This is a genomic window from Rubrivivax gelatinosus, from assembly GCF_016583785.1.
Classification (GTDB): domain Bacteria; phylum Pseudomonadota; class Gammaproteobacteria; order Burkholderiales; family Burkholderiaceae_C; genus Rubrivivax; species Rubrivivax gelatinosus_B.
In genome coordinates this window covers 24,511-39,487 of record NZ_NRRU01000050.1, presented here as the reverse complement: position 1 = coordinate 39,487, position 14,977 = coordinate 24,511, and the positions used below count along the sequence as shown (strand labels likewise).

The following is a 14,977-nucleotide window of genomic DNA, read 5'->3' as shown; positions in this document are numbered from 1 at the left end:
ACCCAGGCCGGCCGGCACCGCGCGTGCGCCGGCAGCGACGCGCCCGCTCAGCACCTCGAGCCGGGTGCCGTCGTCGGCGATGCGGGCGCGGAACTCGGTGCCACGCACGGCCAGGTTGACGACCGGCGTGCGGATCTGCAGCCGCGGCCGCGGCGGCGCGGCCGGGCTGGGCGTGACCTTGGCTTCGGCGCCGCCGCTGTCCAGCCGCAGCCGCGACTCGTGATAGGCGCTGGCGCCGCGGCGCGTCAGCGCTTCGATGCGCAGCCGGCTTGCCGGTTCGACCAGCAGCCGCGAGCCGTCGTCGAAACGCAGCACCGCCGAGGCCGAGCCGCGTGCGGTCAGGATCTCGTCGCCGTCGGCGACCCGATCGCCCGAGGCCAGCGGCCGCGGCGCCTGGCCCGGGCGGCGCAGTTCGACCTCGCCGTGGCTGAACAGCACCTCGGCCTCGACCGGCCGGGCACGCAGCGCCGAAACCGGGATCTTCAGCGCCAGGCCGATGGGCAGGCGGCGCGGGTCGGCGATCTCGTTGCGCTGCTGCAGCAGCTGCCAGCCGACGCCCGGCGCCAGCAGCCGGGCCTGCAGGGCGACCAGCGTGTCGCCGGCGCGCACCCGGTAAACCCAGATCGGGCCGTCAGTGGCCGGCGGCGCGGCCAGCGTGAGGCTCGCGAAGCCCGTGAGCAGGCCGGACAGGACAGCTCGGTGCAGCGTGATCGACGACATGCGCGCGCGCGGCCGAGAGCCGCAGGTGGGGGTGTCCGATTCTACGTATCGGATCTGATCGCGGCGTTCAGTTCATGAGGCGATGGCGGCCTGCGCCGCGGCCAGGCGCGCGATCGGCACGCGGAACGGCGAGCAGCTGACGTACTGCAGCCCGGCGCGGTGGAAGAAACCGATCGAGGCCGGGTCGCCGCCGTGTTCGCCGCAGACGCCGAGTTCGATGTCGGGCCGCGTCGCGCGCCCCTTGGCCACGGCCATCTCGACGAGCTGGCCGACACCCTTCTGGTCGATCGAGCGGAAGGGGTCGTGTTCGTACAGCCCGAGCTTCAGGTAACGCGGCAGGAAGCTGCCGGCGTCGTCGCGCGAGAAGCCCATCGTCATCTGCGTCAGGTCGTTGGTGCCGAAGGAGAAGAACTCGGCGCTCCGGGCGATGCTGTCGGCCACCAGCGCGGCACGCGGCGTCTCGATCATCGTGCCCAGCATCCAGTGCACGCGGTCGCCGCGTTCGGCGAAGACCTCGTCGGCGACGCGGCGGATCACCGCGCCCTGCTGGTTCAGCTCGCGGATCGTGCCGACCAGCGGCACCATGATCTCGGGCCGCACGACGTGGCCGCGGGCCTTGGCGTTGAGCGCGGCTTCGAAGATCGCACGCGCCTGCATCTCGGTGATCTCGGGGAAGCTGATGCCCAGGCGGCAGCCACGGTGGCCGAGCATCGGGTTGAACTCGTGCAGCTCCTCGACGCGCAGCTTGATGCGCCCGACCGAGACGCCCATGTCGCGCGCCATCGCCAGCTGGCCGGCTTCGTCGTGCGGCACGAACTCGTGCAGCGGCGGGTCGAGCAGGCGGATCGTCACCGGCTGGCCGTCCATCTCGCGGAACAGGCCTTCGAAGTCGCCGCGCTGCATCGGCAGCAGCTTGGCCAGCGCCTTGCGGCGGCCGGCCTCGTCGTGGGCCAGGATCATCTGGCGCACGGCGACGATGCGGTCGCCTTCGAAGAACATGTGCTCGGTGCGGCACAGGCCGATGCCGGTGGCGCCGAACTTGCGCGCCACCGCCGCCTCCTCGGGCGTGTCGGCGTTGGTGCGGATCTCCAGCCGCCGGTACTTGTCGGTCAGCGCCATCAGCTTGCCGAAGTCGCCCGAGAGCTCGGCGTCGCGGGTGGCGATGCGCCCGGGGTAGACCTCGCCGGTCGAGCCGTTGAGCGAGATCCACTCGCCTTCGAGGTGGACGACTCCGCCGACGGTCATCGTGCGCGCCTTCAGGTCGACGTGCACCGCGCCGCAGCCGCTGACGCAGCACTTGCCCATGCCGCGTGCGACCACCGCCGCGTGCGAGGTCATGCCGCCGCGCGCCGTCAGGATGCCCTTGGCGGCGCTCATGCCGCGCAGGTCCTCGGGCGAGGTTTCCTGGCGCACCAGGATGACGTCGCGGCCCTTCTTGGCCCAGGTCTCGGCCTCGTCGGCGAAGAACACGATCTGGCCGGTGGCCGCACCCGGCGAGGCCGGCAGGCCACGCGCCAGCGGTGTCGCTGCGGCCAGCGCGCGCGGGTCGAAGATCGGGTGCAGCAGGTCGTTCAGGCGGTCGGGCGTGACACGGTCGAGCGCGGTCTTCTCGTCGATCATGCCCTGCTCGAGCATCTCCATCGCGATGCGCACCATGGCCGCGCCGGTGCGCTTGCCGTTGCGCGTCTGCAGCATCCACAGCCGGCCTTCCTGGATCGTGAACTCCAGGTCCTGCATGTCGCGGAAGTGGTTCTCGAGCTGGATCTCGGCCTCTATCAGCTGGCGGTAGAGATCGGGCATCAGCTCTTCGAGCGAGGGGTAGTGCTCGGCGCGTTCGGCCTCGGACACGAGCGCGAGCTCGGCCCAGCGGCGCGAGCCGACCAGCGACACCTGCTGCGGCGTGCGGATGCCGGCGACCACGTCCTCGCCCTGGGCGTTGACGAGGAACTCGCCGTTGAACAGGTCCTCGCCGGTGCCGGCGTCGCGCGTGAAGGCGACGCCGGTGGCGCTGTGCTCGCCCAGGTTGCCGAAGACCATGGCCTGCACGTTGACCGCGGTGCCCCAGGACTCGGGGATGTCGTTGAGTTCACGGTAGACGCGCGCCCGGTCGTTGTTCCAGCTGTCGAAGACGGCGACGATCGCGCCCCAGAGCTGTTCCCAGGGGTCGACCGGGAAGTCGCGGCCGATGCGGGCGCGGATCAGCGCCTTGAAACGCGCCACCAGCTCCTGCAGGTCCTCGGCCTCGAGTTCGGTGTCGAGCTTGACGCCCTTGGCGTCCTTGACCATGTCGATGACGACCTCGAACGGGTCGTGCTCTTCCTTGGACACGGGTTTGAGCCCCATCACGACGTCGCCGTACATCTGCACGAAGCGGCGGTAGGAGTCCCAGGCGAAACGCGTGTTGCCGGCCTTGCGCGCCAGGCCCTCGACGGCCTCGTCGTTGAGGCCCAGGTTGAGGATGGTGTCCATCATGCCGGGCATCGACGCGCGTGCGCCCGAGCGCACCGACAGCAGCAGCGGGTCGGTGGCGTCGCCGAAACGTTTGCCCATCTCGGCCTCGATCGCGGCGATGCCGGCCAGCACCTCGGTGCGGATCATCTCGAGCACACGCTCGCGGCCCTGCGTGGTGTAGGCGGTGCAGGCTTCGGTGCTGATCGTCAGGCCCGGCGGCACCGGGATGCCCAGGCGGCACATCTCGGCCAGGTTGGCGCCTTTGCCGCCGAGCAGGTTCTTCATCGCGGCCGAACCTTCGGTGCGCCTGGAACCGAACAGATAGACGTACTGGGTCGTCGTGGACATGGCGGTTACCTCGCGAGTGGGTGACGGCAAAGGGTCGCCGGCCATTCTCCGCATCGATGCCCGCGCGTCCAGTGCCCGTGCGTGGGCCGCAACGCCCGCGCCGCCGCCGGGCGCGGCCGGCCGTTCAGCGCGGGCCGGTGGGCAGCCGCGACAGGTAGTCGACGATGGCGGCGAGTTCGGCGTCGGGCAGCTTCTTCACCACCGTGACCATGTGCGGGTTGGCGTTGCCGCGCCGGCCGTCGCGGATGTCGGCCACCTCGCGCAGCATGTAGCGGTAGTGCTGGCCGTTGAGCCGGGGGTAGAACTTTCCCGGATCGCCTTCGCCCCGGCGGCCATGGCAGTCCGAACACTCGGCCCGGTACAAGGCCTCGCCGCGCGCCAGGTCGGTGCCGGGGCCCTGGCCGTTGTTCGGCGGCGACGGCAGCCCGGCCAGGTAGGCGGCGATGTCGGCCAGGTCCTGGGTGCCGGCGACCGAATCGTCTATGAACGGCCGCATCTTCTCGTTGCGCCGCAGGCCGGCGCGGATGTCCGTCATCTGCTTGATCAGCACGCTGGCATGCTGGCCAGCCAGCCGTGGGTAGCTGCCGTCGGTGCGCCCGAGCGCACCCGAGCGGTGGCAACCCTGGCAGACCTCGAACGCGATCTCGCCGCGCGCGGCGTCGGCCGGCGCGGCCAGCGCCGCCTGCTTCTCGGCGTAGGGCGCGTTCCAGGCGCCGTCGGCGGCCGGTGGCGGCGCGGCGGCGGCGGCGGCCCAGGCCAGCGCCGGCCACACGAGCCAGAGTCTGCGGAGCTTGCTCATCGGCTCTCTCCTTCTCGACTGGTCACGGCATGCTCGCCAGGTACTGGACGACGGCCGCGATCTCGTCGTCGCTCAGGCGTTCGGCGACCGTGCGCATGACCTTCGCCCGGTCGTTGCCGCGCCCGCCGCTCTTGAACAGCCGCAGCTGCGCCGCCGTGTAGGCCGCGTGCTGGCCGGCCAGGCGCGGGAAACGTTCGTTGCCCAGCCCGCCGGGCTGGTGGCAGCCGGCGCAGGCCGGCAGGCCGCTGCGCGTGTTGCCGTCGTCGTACAAGGCCTTGCCGGCGGCCAGCTGGGCCTCGTCATCGGCTCGGTTCGGCTGCGGCTGCTGGGCGGCGAAGAAAGCGGCGAGGGCGGCGAAGTCGTCCTCGTTCATCTGCGCGACGATAGGCGCCATCACCTCGCTCTGGCGCTTGCCGCTGCGGAAGTCGCGCAGCTGCTTCTCGATGTAGAAGGCCTGCTGTCCGGCCAGGCGCGGGAAGATCGGCAGCACGCTGTTGCCTCCCGGGCCGTGGCAGGCGAAGCAGTCGCGCGCGGCTTGCGCCGAGGCGTCGGCCTGCGCCGTCGCCGGCGCCGCGGCGGCCAGCAGGGACAGGGCCGTGGCGGCGGCCTGAAGCCGGGCGCGCATCAGAAGCTCACCCCCAGCATCACCCCGACCATCGTCGCCCGGTAGCTGCGCGGGCCGATGTCGAGATAGGTCTGCTGGTTGTTCGACGGCGTCGGGTTCGCTTCGACGCCGTCGTAATGCCAGTCGACGATGCGCGTCAGCTCGTGGCGCAGCAGCCAGCGTGTCGTCACCTGGTTCGACAGCGGCACGACGACGGTCAGATCGATCGCGTGCTGGCGGTAGCGCAGGTCGGGCAGGCCCGAGCCGATCAGCGCCAGCGCCGCCAGCTCGGCCGTCGTCGGCGCACCGCTGGTCACCAGGCCGAGCGCGGCGGCGTTGTAGGTGTAGGCGGTGCTGGTGCGGCCGCTGGTGTAGCCGTAGTTGGCTTCGACGCGCACGCGGCCGAATTCGTGGCGGATGCCGAAACCCGCCGAGCGGGTGTCGTCGTCCTGCACCTGGGTCCAGCGCCGGCTGCTGGGGTACAGCGGGCTGATGTCCGACGCGCTGCCGCACAGGCTGGCGTAGTTGGCGGCGGTGACGACGCCGCTGCTGCCGACGACGCCTATGCCGGCGGCGGCCTGGGCCGCGGTCGGCGTCGCGCTGGTGCTGACCGAGCCGTCGCTGTAGAAGTAGTAGGTGTTGCCGAGCACGCAGGCGTTGGCCTGGACACCGGTCTGGGCGATGCGGCCGCGCTGCAGGCCCAGCGTCGCCGAGACCGCGGTCACCATCGTCGGCTGCCAGTTCCACTCGGCGTTCACCGAGTTCAGCCGCTGCACGCCGCTGCGGCCGTACTCGCTGTCCGGGAAACGCTGCTCCTTGGCCTGCGCGGCAAGCGACAGGTCCATCGTTTCGCTCAGGGCCTGGTTGAAACGCGCGTTGACGACGATGCCGTCGCGGTCGGCGAGGTCGAACTTGCGGTGCAGGTCGTTGGTGTGGATCCAGCTCGCGACGTTGACGCCGTTCTGCGCCGGCTCCGGCCCGAGCGAGCCGCTGTAGAAGGCCTCGTACGGGTCGGAGACGTAGGTGCTGCCGCGCCGGCGCGCGAACTCGGCCGACAGCCGCAGCGTGCCGCCTTCGAGCGCGCGATTGACGTAGCCCGCCTTCAGCCGGTCTTCCCAGGTGCGTTTGCGTTCGCGGTTGCTGCGCTCGACGCTCTCGCGTTCGAGCTGCAGGTTCAGGTTCTGCGCGCGCCCGAGGCGCCAGTCGCCGCCCAGGCTGGTGTTGTCCTGCTGGATCTCGTACTGCGCGGCGCCGATGTTGACGTTGCCGGCGCTGGGCACCAGGCCCAGCGCCTGGATCGCCTGGATGTCGCAGAGCAGCGTGTCGTAGGCGTTGGCCGTCGTGCCCGCGGGGTTGACGCCGGCCGTGACGTTGGCGGTGGCGAAGACCGAGCCGCTGCCGTCGTTGATCAGCCGCCCCCACTGGCCGGTCAGCGGGTTGCAGGCCCAGTACTGCGGCGACTTGTCTATCGTCTCGTAGCGCCGCCAGCGCGCCTTCAGGTCGAGTGCGGCCACCGGCTGCACCGCCAGCGCGAAGTCGAACAGGCGCGAATCGATGCGGCGCTGGGCGCTGTCGCGGCTGAGCGAGGCCGTCGTGTCCCAGGCGCCGCCGGCGACGCCGTTGACGACCGCGCCGGCGTACGGCGTCATCGGGATCAGCGCGTCGTCCTGGCGCGAGCTCGACAGCGACACGACGCCGGTGAAACGTGCCTTGGCCAGCTCCGGCATCGCGTGCGCGAACTCGGCCTTCAGGTTGTAGAAGTCGTTGTCGGGCACGAGGTCGAACACCGCCTGCGGGAAGCTCGTGATGCCGTTGGCCGCGGGCAGGAACATCGGGTTGTCGACGACGAGCGTGTCGATGTTGTTGCGGAACAGCGAGGCCATCAGCATCACGTTGGCGCTGCTGCGCTCGCCGTCCCACTGCAGGCCGGCGACGACTTCGTGGGTGTCGTAGTCGATCGGCTCGGCGGTCTCGACGCCGCCGGTTCCGCCGCCGCCGCCGCTGACCATGCCGAAGGGGCGTGCGCCCTGGCGCTTCTCGCTGCTGAAGCCGGCATAGACCTTGAGCGTGTCGTCCAGCGGCAGGTCCAGGCGCAGCCCGCCTTTCTGCCGCACCAGCGACAGCGTCTTCTTCGGCGCGGCCAGCGCGTCCAGGCCGATGGCGATGTCGGTGTCGGCCGCGGTCGCCGGCGCCGTCGGGCCCGCCGGCAGCCGCGCGAGCGTCATGCGGCCGCTGCCGATGCCGTCCCACAGGCTGCGGTAGCCGCTGGTGAAGACGTGCGGCGTCTCGTTGTAGAAGGCCTTCAGGCGCCAGCCGTTGTAGCGGCCCAGGCGCAGCGACGCGAAGCCGTCGTCGCGGCCAAGCGACGCGGCGCTGGCCTCGAGATAGTTCTGGCCGTCGCCGCTCTCGCCCAGCAGCCGCAGGCCGCCGAGCAGCAGGCCGTTGCCCAGCGCCCGGTACTCGCGGAACTTGGCGTTGTCGCGGTCGCCGTCGACGGCGAGGCCGCCGCCCTCGATCTGGCCGTGCCATTGCCAGCCTTCGCCCGGCTCGTGCTCTTCCACCAGGGCGGGCTGGGCGTTGAGCAAGCCGGTCGGGTTGCGGTGCACGCCGGCTTCGCCGATGCCGTCGGGGTCGCGCGCCGGCAGGCGCAGGCCGCCAACGGGCATCAGCGTGTTGCCGACGATGGTGTCGACACCGACGCCGGAATCGGCGCGCGCGGGCAGCGCCGCGATCTGCGCGAGCGAACTGCCGATCAGCAGGCCGAGCAGCCGGCGGGCCGTGGCAGGCTGGCTGCCGCCGGCGTGGCGGCGGCGCGAGGTCGTCGTACGCATGTCAGGTCCTCCTGCGTCGGCGGCGGTCAGCGCTGGAAGCGCGCGCCGGCCGGGTGGTTGCTGCCGTGGATCTGCGTGTGGCAGTTCTGGCAGCTGCGGCCGACCATGCGCTGGCTGGTCGCGCCGCCGACGAGCTGGCCGGCGCCGGCGCTCTGGTTGGCACGGAAGAACTGGCCCGGGTGGCCGACCGAGGGGCTGTGGCACTGCTGGCACAGCTGTGGCCGCGACGCGACGAGCAGCTTGTCGTGGTTGGAGCCGTGCGGGCTGTGGCAGTTGGTGCAGCTCTCGCGCACCGGCGCGTGCTCCCACAGCATCGGCCCGCGTTTTTCGGCGTGGCAGGCGTAGCACACGGTGTTGGTGCTGTCGGCCTTGAGCAGCGGCCGGGTCGTGCTGCCGTGCGGGTTGTGGCAGTCGACGCAGCTCACCTTGCCTTCGGGCAGCGGCATGTGCGAGCGCTTGTTGAACTCGGCGCGCTGCTGCTGGTGGCAGCTGGCGCAGGTGTCGTTGATCGTGCTGCGCGCCAGCAGGCTGTTGCCCGACACCTTCTGCATCGGGTTGTGGCAGTCGGCGCAGCCGACCTGGTTGCCGGCGTGCGTCGAGCCCGGCCAGTGCAGCCGGTTGCCGCCCTTGTGGCAGCCCAGGCAGGACTCGTTCTGCTGCTCGACCGGCGTGCCCCAGCTCTTGGTGAAGCCGGTGATCAGCGCCTTGTTGCCGGTGTCCTTGGCGTGCAGCGAGCCGGGCCCGTGGCAGGCTTCGCAGACCATGCGCTCGCGGCTGTTGCGCGGGTTGGCGCGGAAGGCCTTGGCATGCAGCGTCTCGGTGAAGTGCAGGTTCTCCTGCCCGTGGCAGCCGATGCAGGCCTTCTCGCCTATGGGCTCGGCCACCTGGCGCACGGTGTCGCGCTCGCTGGCCGGGGCCGCAGCCGCCGGTGCCCACAGCGCGACGCCGGCGAGCAGCGCAGCCGCTGCCTGCAGCACCCGCCGCCACCGGCCGCTTCGTTTCGAATACTGGTTGTGCATGTCGCCCCTCGGTCCTGCTCACTCACGGCTGCAAGATAGGGCGCGCGCCGGCGGCGGCTTGTCTGGCGCTGAAGCGCGACTTGACTGCAACTGAAGCGATGGGCCCCGGACTTTCCCGGGGCGGCGCGCGGCCTACACCGCGCTGGGCGGCACGCCGAAGCGCTTCTTGAAGGCGCGGCTGAAGTGCGCCGCGCTGGTGAAGCCCCAGGCCCAGGCCACCTCGGCGACCGGGCGGCGGTTGACGGCGGCGAGTTCGCGCCGGCAGGCCTGCAGGCGCTGCTCCTGAACCCACTGCATGACCTGCGGGCCGCCGGCGAACAGCTGGTGCAGGTAGCGTGTCGAGACGCCCAGGTGCGCGGCGATGCGCGCCACGTCCAGGCGGCGGTCGTGCAGGCGCTCGAGGATGAAGGCTTCGGCCTGCCGCCGCTGGCGCGCGGCCGCGCCTTCGGGGCCGGCGACCACCTCGACGACGGCGCGGCGCCGCGTGGCGACCCGCTCGATCAGGCGCAGCAAGGCGTCGCCGAGCGCCACCCGCTCCTCGACCGCGAGGTGGTTGCCGTGGCCGACGAGGTAACGCGCGAGCGCGCCCGCGGCGTGCACCGCGGGATGCGTGGTGTCCAGGCGCTGGGCGCTGCGTTCGCACCAGCCGGGCCCGCAGGCCGCCAGCGTCTCGGCCGCGACGCCGACCAGCACCTGGCGGAACTGGGTCTGGTGGTGCCGGCAGTTGGCGCGGTCGGGCGCGACCAGGCAGCTGTCGCCCAGGCCGGCGGGCAGACGGCGCCGTTCGACGATCAGGGCCTGGCCTTCGATCTGCACCAGCATCGAGACGCAGTCGAAGTGTCCCGAGGCGAGCGGATGCAGCGCCGAGCGGTTGATCTCCAGCAGCTGCAGCGTGCCGCAGTCGAGCAAGGCCAGCGTGACCTCGATGGCGCTGTTGTCCGTTGCCGAACGCAACGGACTCTGACGTGCCTCCATTCGTTGACCCTCTTTTCCGGTGGTCTTGTCATCGAATGTAAACACGGCGCAACGCGCCCTGGCATGCGGGCAGCACCCTATGGGCGCCGGCTCGCGGGGAGGGTCGGCCCGCGGGCGGTGGCGTGCGGCGCTCAGCCCACCGGCCGCAGCACGATCAGCAGTTCCTTGGCCTGCACACGCTCGCCCGGCTTGACGTGCACCGCCTCGACGACGGCGTCGCGCTCGGCGGCGACGTGGGTTTCCATCTTCATCGCCTCGAGCGCGAGCAGCGTGTCGCCGGCGGCCACCGGCTGCCCCGGCACGACGGCGACGCTGACGATGGCGCCCGGCATCGGCGCCGCCACCTGCCAGGGGTTGCCGGGCTCGGCCAGCGGCCGCGCCGACGCGGCCGACACGCCGGCGCGCGGCACACGCACGGTGCGCGCCTGGCCGTTGAGTTCGAACTGCAGCTTGTGCGCCGCGTCGCCGTCGGCGCTGACGCTCTGCAGCATCACCAGCAGCGACTTGCCGGGGTCGATCTCGACGGCGATCTCCTGCTGCGGCTGCGGGCCGTAGAAGAACACCGGTGTCGGCAGCATCGAGACTTCGCCGTAGCGGCGCCGGTGCTCGCAGAACTCGCGCGCCACCTTCGGGTACATCAGCCACGAGGCCAGGGCGCGTTCGTCCAGCGGCTCGCCGCATTCGCGTTCGGCCTGGGCGCGCGCCGCCTCCAGATCCACCGGCGGCAGCCGGTCGCCGGGGCGGTAGGCCTGCGGCGGCTGGGCCTCGGGCGCGAGCTTGAGGATCTTGCGCGACAGCGCCTCCGGGAAGCCGTCGGGCGGAAAGCCGAGTTCGCCGCGGAACAGCGACACCACCGACGCCGGGAAGGCGATCTCGCGTGCCGGGTCCTGCACGTCGGCCGGCGTCAGGTCCTGCGCGACCATCATCAGCGCCATGTCGCCGACGACCTTGGACGTGGGCGTCACCTTGACGATGTCGCCGAACAGCCGGTTCACGTCGGCATAGGCGCGCGAGACCTCGCTCCAGCGGTGCGCCAGGCCGAGCGAACGTGCCTGCTCGCGCAGGTTGGTGTACTGGCCGCCGGGCATCTCGTGGCGGTAGACGTCGGCGGTGCCGGAACGGATCTCCGACTCGAAAGGCGAATAGAAGCGGCGCACGCCTTCCCAGTAGGTCGACGCGGCGTTCAGCGCCTCGGCCGGCAGCCCGGGGTCGCGTTCGGTGCCGGCCAGCGCCGCGGCGATGGCCGACAGGTTGGGCTGCGAGGTCAGGCCGCTCATCGCGTCGAGCGCACCGTCGACGGCGTCGCAGCCGGCATCGATCGCCGCCAGCACCGAGGCCGCGGCGGCGCCGCTGGTGTCGTGGGTGTGGAAGTGCACCGGCAGCCCGGTTTCCTCCTTCAGCGCCTTGACCAGGGCGGCGACGGCACGCGGGCGGCAGATGCCGGCCATGTCCTTGATGCCGAGCACGTGCACGCCGGCCTTCTGCAGCTCGCGCGCGGTCTTCAGGTAGTAGCCGATGCCGTACTTGGGCCGCGCCGCATCGAACAGGTCGCCGCTGTAGCAGATCGCGCCTTCGCACAGGCCGCCGTTGGCCAGCACGGCGTCGATCGCCACGCGCATGTTCTCGACCCAGTTCAGCGAGTCGAAGACGCGGAACAGGTCCACGCCTTCACGCGCCGCGGTGCGCACGAAATGCTGCACGACGTTGTCGGCGTAGTTGGTGTAGCCGACCGCGTTCGAGCCGCGCAGCAGCATCTGGAACAGCACGTTGGGCACGCGTGCGCGCAGCAGCGCCAGCCGCTCCCACGGGTCTTCCTTCAGGAAACGCAGCGCGACGTCGAAGGTGGCGCCGCCCCAGCATTCGAGCGAGAACAGGCCCGAGAGCTCGCGGGCGTAGTACGGCGCGATCGGCAGCATGTCGGCCGTGCGCATGCGCGTGGCCAGCAGCGACTGGTGCGCGTCGCGCATCGTCGTGTCGGTCATCAGCACGCGCTGCTGCGCCAGCATCCAGTCGGCGAAGCGCCTGGGCCCGAGCTGCTGCAGCAGCTGGCGCGTGCCGGGCGGCGGTGGCAGCTCGTCGTCGACCCGCGGCAGCACCGGCTTGGGCAGCGGCAGCGCCGGCAGCTCGCGGCCACGCACCTCGGGGTTGCCGTCGACGCTGATCTCGCCGAGGAAACGCAGCAGCTTGGTCGCGCGGTCGCGGCGCGCGGCGAAGGCCAGCAGCTCGGGCGTCTGCTCGATGAACCGTGTCGTCACCTCGCCCGACGCGAACTTCGGGTGGTTGATGACGTTCTCGAGGAACTGCAGGTTGGTCGCCAGCCCGCGCACGCGGAACTCGCGCAGCGCGCGGTCCATGCGCTGGATGGTCTCGCCGGCGGTCGGCGCCCAGGCCGTCACCTTGACCAGCAGCGAGTCGTAATAGGGCGTGATGACGGCGCCGCCGTAGGCTGTGCCGGCGTCCAGCCGGATGCCGAAGCCGGCGGCGCTGCGGTAGGCGGCGATCGCGCCGTAGTCGGGCAGGAAGCCGTTTTCCGGGTCCTCGGTGGTCACGCGGCACTGCAGCGCGTGGCCGTTCAGCGGGATCGACTCCTGCTCCGGCACGCCGGCCGCGAGCCGGCCCTGCGGGTCGTCGTCGGCGATGCCGATCCAGCCGCCTTCGGTGATGCGGATCTGCGCCTTGACGATGTCGACGCCGGTGACCATCTCGGTCACGGTGTGCTCGACCTGGATGCGCGGGTTGACCTCGATGAACCAGCAGCGGCCGGTGTCGGCGTCCATCAGGAACTCGACCGTGCCGGCGTGCGTGTAGCCGACCGAAGCCATCAGCCGCAGCGCGCTGGCGCAGAGTTCGGCGCGCGCGGCGGCGTCGAGATAGGGGGCGGGTGCACGCTCGACTACTTTCTGGTTGCGCCGCTGCACGGTGCAGTCGCGTTCGTGCAGGTGCACGAGGTTGCCGTGCTGGTCGCCGAGGATCTGCACCTCGACGTGGCGTGCGCGCCGGATCAGCTTCTCGAAGTACACCTCGTCGTTGCCGAAGGCGGCCAGCGCCTCGCGCCGCGCCGACTCCAGCGCGGCGGGCAGCTCGGCGGCGTTTTCGACGACACGCATGCCGCGGCCGCCGCCGCCCCAGCTGGCTTTGAGCATCACCGGGAAGCCGATCTGCTCGGCCATGCGCCGGCATTCGTCGACCTCAGCGGGCAGCGGCGGCGTCGCCGGCATCACCGCGACGCCGGCGGCGACCGCGGCGTGGCGCGCCGCGACCTTGTTGCCGAGCACGCGCATGACCTCGGGCGAGGGCCCGATCCAGCGCAGCCCGGCCTGGATCACACGTTCGGCGAATTCGGGGTTCTCGGCCAGGAAGCCGTAGCCCGGGTGGATGGCGTCGACGCCGGCGCGGCGCGCGATGCGCAGGATGTCGTCGGCATCGAGATAGGCCTCGAGCGGCTTCTTGCCCTCGCCGACGAGGTAACTCTCGTCGGCCTTGAAGCGGTGCAGCGCCTGCCGGTCCTGCTGCGAATAGATCGCGACCGTGCGCATGCGCATCTCGCTGGCCGCGCGCATCACGCGGATCGCGATCTCGGACCGGTTGGCGATCAGGATGGACCGGATCGGACGAAACTCCATCGAGGCTCCCGCGCGGGCGGTCGGCGAAAGCCCGGCGCGCTGCCGCCCGTCCGCCGGCGCGCCGGGCCGGGACTCAGAAACCGATCGTGAACAACAGCGCCGCGCAGACCAGGCTGCCGGCGGTGGCGAAACCGTAGAAGAAGACCGCTGCGCCGCGCCCGGCGTGCATGCCCAGGTCGTGCAGGCTGTGCAGCATGCGGTGGCAGCCGTGGTACAGGAACAGCGAGATCAGCGCCAGCACCGCCAGCTTGCCCAGCGGGTGGTGCACGAAGACCAGCATGTTGGCGTAGCCCAGCGCGTCGGGCCCCAGCACGATGGCCAGCGGCGCGAGCACGCCTGTGATCAGGATCAGTGCCGGGCCCACCAGCGCCGACAGCATGCCGCCGGCGCCGAAGAGCGACCAGAAGATCGGTTCATGCGAGCGCCTCATCGTGTCGCTCCCGCGATCACGACGACGAGGGCGATCGACACGACGACCGCCGCGGCGATGCCGCCTATCGTCACCAGCCGCGCCGGGAAGGGCAGCTTGGGCGCGGTCTTGGGCATGACGCCGAACCAGGTGACGCTGTGATAGGCGACGACGATCGCGGCGACGACGTGGAAGGCGATCGCAGCCGGCGAGGCCAGCGCCGCGCGCCAGGCTTCGTAGGCGGCCTCGCCCTGCGCCAGCCGCGCCAGGCCGACGAGCAGCACCAGCGCGTAGGCCGCGAGCAGCACCGCGCTGCCTTCGCGGATCATGTAGAGCACGTAGAACGGGTTCTTCGTCCACCAGCCGGCCATCGGCCGGCGGTAGGTCTTGAGCGTGGGCTTGTAGCGGCTCATCGGGCGCCTCCCTTGGGCGCGAGCAGCTTGCGCACGCCGAAGTAGTCCATCGTGCTGTTCACCTTGTTCTGGTTGATCGCGTGCGCCGGGTCCACGCCCTTGGGGCAGACCTCGGAGCAGTAGCCCACCAGCGTGCAGCCCCAGACGCCTTCCTCGGCGTTGGCGACCTCGGCCCGCGCCTCCCAGCCGCGGTCGCGCGAGTCGGCGTTGTAGCGGTGCATCAGCGCCAGCGCCGCCGGGCCGATGAACTCGGGCTTGAGGCCCACCTGCGGGCAGGCGGCGTAACACAGCAGGCAGTTGATGCACTGCGAGAACTGGTAGTACTGGTCCAGCTGCGCCGGCGTCTGGCGCTGCGGGCCGTCGGCCACGTTCAGCTTCTCGCAAGGCTGCATCCAGGGCTGGACCGACTCGAGCTTGTCGAGGAACTCGTTCTGGTCGACGACCAGGTCGCGCACGATGGCGAAGTTGGCCAGCGGCTCGACGCGCACCTTGTTCGGCCAGTAGTCGCGCAGGAAGGCGTGGCAGGACAGCTGCGGCACGCCGTTGATCATCTTGCCGCAGCTGCCGCAGATCGCCATGCGGCAGGACCAGCGGAAGGTCAGGCTGCCGTCGAGGTGGTCCTTGATGTACTGCAGGCCCTGCAGCACCGAGGTGTCGTCGTCGAACGGCACCTGCCAGCTCTGGAAATGCGGCGCGCTGTCCTGCTCGGGGTCGTAGCGCAGGCACTCGATCTCGATCGTGCGCGGAGCCGCTGCGGCGGGCGTCGGGGTCGTGTCCGTCATGGC

11 protein-coding genes are annotated in these 14,977 nt (G+C 71.3%); all 11 read right to left on the bottom strand.

The window, feature by feature from the left end:
* A partial coding sequence (locus CKO43_RS14330) for a FecR domain-containing protein (RefSeq protein ID WP_200379059.1) occupies positions 1 to 720 on the bottom strand: 720 nt, incomplete at its 3' end.
* A gap of 72 nt (positions 721 to 792) precedes the next feature.
* Positions 793 to 3,519, bottom strand: coding sequence for a pyruvate, phosphate dikinase (gene ppdK, locus CKO43_RS14325; RefSeq protein ID WP_200231627.1), 2,727 nt, complete (start codon positions 3,517 to 3,519; stop codon positions 793 to 795).
* Between the two features lie 124 nt (positions 3,520 to 3,643).
* A complete protein-coding gene (locus CKO43_RS14320) occupies positions 3,644 to 4,318 on the bottom strand; it encodes a c-type cytochrome (protein ID WP_200379058.1) in 675 nt (224 codons plus the stop codon).
* Between the two features lie 22 nt (positions 4,319 to 4,340).
* On the bottom strand, positions 4,341 to 4,943 hold the full coding sequence (locus CKO43_RS14315) for a c-type cytochrome (RefSeq protein ID WP_200379057.1): 603 nt from the start codon (positions 4,941 to 4,943) through the stop codon (positions 4,341 to 4,343).
* Entirely contained in the window at positions 4,943 to 7,753 is a 2,811-nt protein-coding gene (locus tag CKO43_RS14310; protein ID WP_200379056.1) for an MtrB/PioB family outer membrane beta-barrel protein, read from the bottom strand. Before CKO43_RS14310 ends, CKO43_RS14315 begins: the two co-directional genes overlap by 1 nt.
* A gap of 26 nt (positions 7,754 to 7,779) precedes the next feature.
* A complete protein-coding gene (locus tag CKO43_RS14305; RefSeq protein ID WP_200379055.1) occupies positions 7,780 to 8,772 on the bottom strand; it encodes a DmsE family decaheme c-type cytochrome in 993 nt (330 codons plus the stop codon).
* A 132-nt stretch (positions 8,773 to 8,904) separates the two neighbouring features.
* Positions 8,905 to 9,726 (bottom strand): AraC family transcriptional regulator, encoded by an 822-nt coding sequence (locus tag CKO43_RS14300; RefSeq protein WP_242478131.1) that lies wholly within the window; start codon positions 9,724 to 9,726, stop codon positions 8,905 to 8,907.
* A gap of 152 nt (positions 9,727 to 9,878) precedes the next feature.
* Positions 9,879 to 13,370 carry a pyruvate carboxylase gene (locus tag CKO43_RS14295; RefSeq protein WP_200379054.1) on the bottom strand — a complete coding sequence of 1,164 codons (3,492 nt, stop codon included), beginning with the start codon at positions 13,368 to 13,370 and terminating at the stop codon, positions 9,879 to 9,881.
* Positions 13,371 to 13,443: 73 nt separating this feature from the next.
* Positions 13,444 to 13,800, bottom strand: coding sequence for a fumarate reductase subunit FrdD (gene frdD / locus CKO43_RS14290; protein ID WP_200379053.1), 357 nt, complete (start codon positions 13,798 to 13,800; stop codon positions 13,444 to 13,446).
* Positions 13,797 to 14,192 carry a fumarate reductase subunit C gene (locus CKO43_RS14285; RefSeq protein WP_200231635.1) on the bottom strand — a complete coding sequence of 132 codons (396 nt, stop codon included), beginning with the start codon at positions 14,190 to 14,192 and terminating at the stop codon, positions 13,797 to 13,799. The genes frdD and CKO43_RS14285 overlap by 4 nt, the downstream gene beginning before the upstream one ends.
* A complete protein-coding gene (locus CKO43_RS14280; RefSeq protein ID WP_200231636.1) occupies positions 14,189 to 14,974 on the bottom strand; it encodes a succinate dehydrogenase/fumarate reductase iron-sulfur subunit in 786 nt (261 codons plus the stop codon). Before CKO43_RS14280 ends, CKO43_RS14285 begins: the two co-directional genes overlap by 4 nt.
* Positions 14,975 to 14,977: the final 3 nt, after the last annotated feature.

Excerpts from the sequence above, each read along its gene's own strand:
- ppdK (WP_200231627.1), bottom strand. The coding sequence starts at position 3,519 with ATGTCCACGACGACCCAGTACGTCTATCTGTTCGGTTCCAGGCGCACC.
- CKO43_RS14320 (WP_200379058.1), bottom strand. The coding sequence starts at position 4,318 with ATGAGCAAGCTCCGCAGACTCTGGCTCGTGTGGCCGGCGCTGGCCTGG.
- CKO43_RS14315 (WP_200379057.1), bottom strand. The coding sequence starts at position 4,943 with ATGCGCGCCCGGCTTCAGGCCGCCGCCACGGCCCTGTCCCTGCTGGCC.
- CKO43_RS14310 (WP_200379056.1), bottom strand. The coding sequence starts at position 7,753 with ATGCGTACGACGACCTCGCGCCGCCGCCACGCCGGCGGCAGCCAGCCT.
- CKO43_RS14305 (WP_200379055.1), bottom strand. The coding sequence starts at position 8,772 with ATGCACAACCAGTATTCGAAACGAAGCGGCCGGTGGCGGCGGGTGCTG.
- CKO43_RS14295 (WP_200379054.1), bottom strand. The coding sequence starts at position 13,370 with ATGGAGTTTCGTCCGATCCGGTCCATCCTGATCGCCAACCGGTCCGAG.
- frdD (WP_200379053.1), bottom strand. The coding sequence starts at position 13,800 with ATGAGGCGCTCGCATGAACCGATCTTCTGGTCGCTCTTCGGCGCCGGC.
- CKO43_RS14285 (WP_200231635.1), bottom strand. The coding sequence starts at position 14,192 with ATGAGCCGCTACAAGCCCACGCTCAAGACCTACCGCCGGCCGATGGCC.
- CKO43_RS14280 (WP_200231636.1), bottom strand. The coding sequence starts at position 14,974 with ATGACGGACACGACCCCGACGCCCGCCGCAGCGGCTCCGCGCACGATC.